This window comes from Candidatus Borrarchaeum sp. (assembly GCF_019058535.1).
Classification (GTDB): domain Archaea; phylum Asgardarchaeota; class Sifarchaeia; order Borrarchaeales; family Borrarchaeaceae; genus Borrarchaeum; species Borrarchaeum weybense.
Genome location: NZ_JAHPYX010000063.1, coordinates 1 through 4175, shown reverse-complemented (window position 1 = coordinate 4175; position 4175 = coordinate 1). Strand labels below are relative to the sequence as shown.

3 protein-coding genes are annotated in these 4175 nt (G+C 39.3%); 2 read left to right on the top strand and 1 reads right to left on the bottom strand.

Annotated features, from left to right (window positions below; genetic code table 11):
• Window positions 1-2238: hypothetical protein (locus QVB70_RS03465; RefSeq protein WP_287583418.1), on the top strand; the 2238-nt coding region annotated here is incomplete at its 5' end.
• A gap of 155 nt (window positions 2239-2393) precedes the next feature.
• Complete coding sequence (metG, locus tag QVB70_RS03460) at window positions 2394-2720, top strand: methionine--tRNA ligase subunit beta (RefSeq protein ID WP_287583416.1); 327 nt, start codon at window positions 2394-2396, stop codon at window positions 2718-2720.
• 73 nt (window positions 2721-2793) lie between these two features.
• Here metG and QVB70_RS03455 read toward each other — a convergent pair.
• Window positions 2794-4175 (bottom strand): helicase C-terminal domain-containing protein (locus QVB70_RS03455; RefSeq protein ID WP_287583414.1); only part of this gene is annotated, 1382 nt, incomplete at its 5' end.

Here is a 4175-nt window from a genome sequence, read left to right as displayed (position 1 = left end):
GAAGAAGAGGAAGAAGAGGAAGAAGAGGAAGAAGAGGAAGAAGAGGAAGAAGAGGAAGAAGAGGAAGAAGAGGAAGAAGAGGAAGAAGAGGAAGAAGAGGAAGAAGAGGAAGAAGAGGAAGAAGAGGAAGAAGAGGAAGCTGTAGACACAAAAGAACTACCAAAACCAGTGATAACGGAATACGTTCCTAAGGTTAAAGAAGGATCCATTTTATTTGAGATACCACGAGGGCATGTGATTGTAGACTTAAAAGAAGAAGATCTTGAACTTATGACCGATAAAGATCTTTCGCCTGCTTGGACGAAGGCTGGCGAAGCAAATAACAAAAGGATTCTTGTCATCAACTCTGAGACCACGAGTGGTGTTTTAAAAGCGGATGGCACTGTTGAAAAAATGGAGGCAACAGGTCTTATAGGTTTTTACAATCCGAACAAGAAAAATAGAGTTTGGGACGTCGACAGCTATTGGGATAATCTCGAAAATACCGATTTAGCCCCTAGAGAGGGCTTATGCCACATAGATATCTATGAATTGGAACCTGGTGAATTACGCGCGAAAAAATACGCTTTAAAAGAAGTAGAACCTCTTTTGAGAATTGAGGAATCTGTAAATGCAGCACCAGGAAAGGATACAGGACCTAGTGTCTTAATGAAGGATAAGGAGACGATTACTAAAATAACAGTGAGCGTTAGCAATGTATCAAAAACGAAGTTGGAAAATATAACAGTCGAAAAAGAATTGCCTGGAGTCCTAAGGGGAATAAGTGACATAGAAGTTGATACAGGCACTCACAAAAAAGAAGGCAACAAGGTAGTATGGTCAGGATTTAGTTTAGATCCCAATAGCACTCAATCAATGAGTTTCAAAGTTGCAATGAGCGCAAAAACGATAGATCCTCTAATAACTGGGGATATCACTGCCAGCTATGTAGCGCCCGATATGACGGTATCAGGTATTACATTTATGGGATCGGATGGTTACACCAAGAACGTGACCTGGATCGATAAGGATGAGATAGATATGAGTCCTGGTCGCTGGAACTGTGCGATCGAGTTCGAAAACCTGTCTACCTTTGAAATTTTGCTTCGTGAAGTGGAGGTCTATCGACAGACAGCTGAAGAAAGCATTTTCAAGAAACGCTCGGACCGGCGACAACAACTGATAGTCGACGAAGAACGCCTTGATGTAACGCTTAGCCCGGATACCGAGAATAAATGGACCAAAAGCTTTGTGTTCCCAGATCCAAAAGAAGAACCGATTATGAAACTGCCCAGCTTTGGTCAAAAAGTTGACTTCTCGGTCAAAAACATGTTTCTGAGGGAACTTACTGGCTCTGTAATAATGTCTGGTAGTGAAGTGACAGTTGCCGCTATGGACTTAGAAAAGTCATTTGACAGAAATGAAATCAGCGCTGCCGAAACAAAACCGATTATAACTACATTGGCTGTAATCAATACTGGTTCTGCTCGATTTAATGACTTGATTTTTGAGGAAACGATTCCTCCAGGATTTGATGTAGTCGACCAAGATAAAATTGATTTAAATCTAATTCGACCAGTAGAAGGAACAACAGAACTGCAAAAAATACAGATATTAAGAGCGGCAAAAGTAGACTTACCAGATGAAAAAGATCTGAAAAAAGAAAGAACATTAATTGTATCCCTTCGTGATGTTCAAAAACAGGGTAATATTGGCGCAATCCTACCAGGGGATCGTGTTGAGGTAGAGTACCCTCTTCAACCTGTGACTCCAGAGCCTGGAACTGAACATACACCTCCCTTTACAGCAACAGCTGATGTTTTGCCACCATTTACTGAGGCTGCTAAATTTGATGTCTCTGTAGAAGAAGAAAAACTGACCATTAAGCCATACGTCTGGCGTAAAGTGCGTGTCGGCAAATCTATCCAGGAAGGTGCGACCAAGGGCGAATATGCGATCACTATCTTTTACAAGAACAAATTAAAGTCTGGAGAACTTGCACTTGTTACTGATGAAGAAGCGAGTCTGCCTGACATTACCATTAATGATATCCTGCCTGAAGGCTTCACCTTGGTCTCAAGTGATCCAAATGTCAGCGATCAAAGACCGCGACTGGTAGAAGGTAAAAGTTTTACCGTCTTAGAATGGTCCATCAAGGATGTCCCACCTGATCAAATGGTAGAGATTAAATATTCAATAAAAGGCGAGCCTGGAGCTGTATATAAAGCCAGAGAGACTCAAGCGCTTCTTACAGCATAAACTCCTTGGATCAATCCCCTTTATTTTTTCTTTTGTGCATATCGGTGTTTTGTGGAAACTTATCCGCCTATGGAATGATTCTTTTTTAGAAAGATTAATTTGTTAGATAAACAGATTAAATACCGTTTTTTGTCATACTGAAGGTGGTGAATTTAGTGGTTGAAGTTACTTTTAAGGAGTTCCAGAAGCTGGATCTTCGTATTGGCAAAATTTTAAATTGCGAAAAGATTCCTGGTGCAAAAAAGCTCTTAAAATGCACGTTAGATATTGGTACTGAGACCAGAGAAACTATCGTTGGTATGGCAGAGTTTTTTACCCCTGATGAACTCGTTGGTAAGAATGTTGTTGTTTTAGTTAATCTAGAGCCTAAAAAACTCATGGGCGTTGAGTCACGTGGAATGATTCTTGCAGCCGATTTAGGAGGAAAGCCATTTCTACTTACGGTTGAGGGTGATGTCCCAACAGGAACAAAAGTTCGTTAAGATCAGAAGTTAGATGATTGTATACAACTAGATTAAAAGGATATTAAGTTCCCTATGCTGTTCTAGAAGCGATTTATCCTTCAAAAAAAATTCTTAAATGTTCTCCGAGGAGATTAGGCTCATAAGGAATGACAGAAGTATTTTCTCTTATCCATCCTGGCAGATAACCTCGGAGATACGGTGTGGCAAATCTATAATCCAGAAAAATAATGGCTCCTCTATCTGTAAGGGAACGAATTGGTCTTCCAGCAGCTTGAGAGGCTCTTCGCATGGCAGGAATGTTATAGCCATATATTCGTCCCTTTCCTGCAAATTTGGTGTCATAATACTTGATCTGGGCTTGTATCATAGGTGTAGGACTAGCATAAGGGACTCCTACAATGATCACCGCATTCATTTCGTTGCCTGGATAATCTGCTCCCTCCGCTGAACGCCCTCCCATGACTCCTAGCAAAACTGCTCCGTCAAAGTTCGCAAAGTCCTTAAATTGTTGTATTAGTTTATCATTTTGCTGCGAACTCATTTGGCGTTTCTCTGTTAACAGAGGTTTACTTAGGGCACCCTCTAATTCTGCAGTTAAGAGGCCATCGAGAACATTATAACTTGCACAGAACACGCCAATATTTTGAGGCGTATTCTTACAAATCTGGCTAATTAAATCGACCATTTTAGAATAAGTCTCAGGAGTTCGCTGTTTTAGTGCTGTAGAAACCCCTTCACAAATATATGCACAGACATTATCATTTGAATAAGGAGAAGGAAGTACCTCATTCTTTGTGTCACTTGGGAGCCCTATTTTATCAATGAATGCGCTAATAGGTTGTAATGTTCCAGATACGCAAATGGTAGCAAAAGCAGATTTTATAATAGGTTTTGTGCAATAACGAGGATCAAGAGCAGAGATTGTTAATTGAGCTTTGACTTTTTCTGAAGATTTATACCTTTTTAATAAATGCACAAAATCTATTCTATCACTAGTTTCTATCCATTTTGTCATAAACTCTGCAGTTCTTTTAACAAACGAACGTGGATGTTTCCCCAGCTTTAACAATTGTTTTTGAATTACTTCTCCAGCTTTGACCATCTTTTTGAAAAACATGTCGTCTAAAGTTAGTCCAAGTCTTTTTTCTACTTGTTGAAGGAACTCTGAGGGTTCAATAAACGTTTCATCATCTTCTTTCTGAAAATTTTTGAGATTTTGCTCAAGAACACTGTTTAGCGCTTTTCCGAACTGTTCGATAATTTTTGAATTAAAGTTTTTTGACTCTTTAATCACTGCCTTAATGCTATATTTAGAAATTGAATCACTCGCGATTTCAGTAGCGATTTGCGGGAGATTATGTGCTTCATCAAATATTAAGATACATTCGTGAAGTGGTTTTTCAAGAGATAATCTTAGAAAATTATCGCGAATGTTTGGATCAAATATGTACAAATAACTTAACGCTATAATGT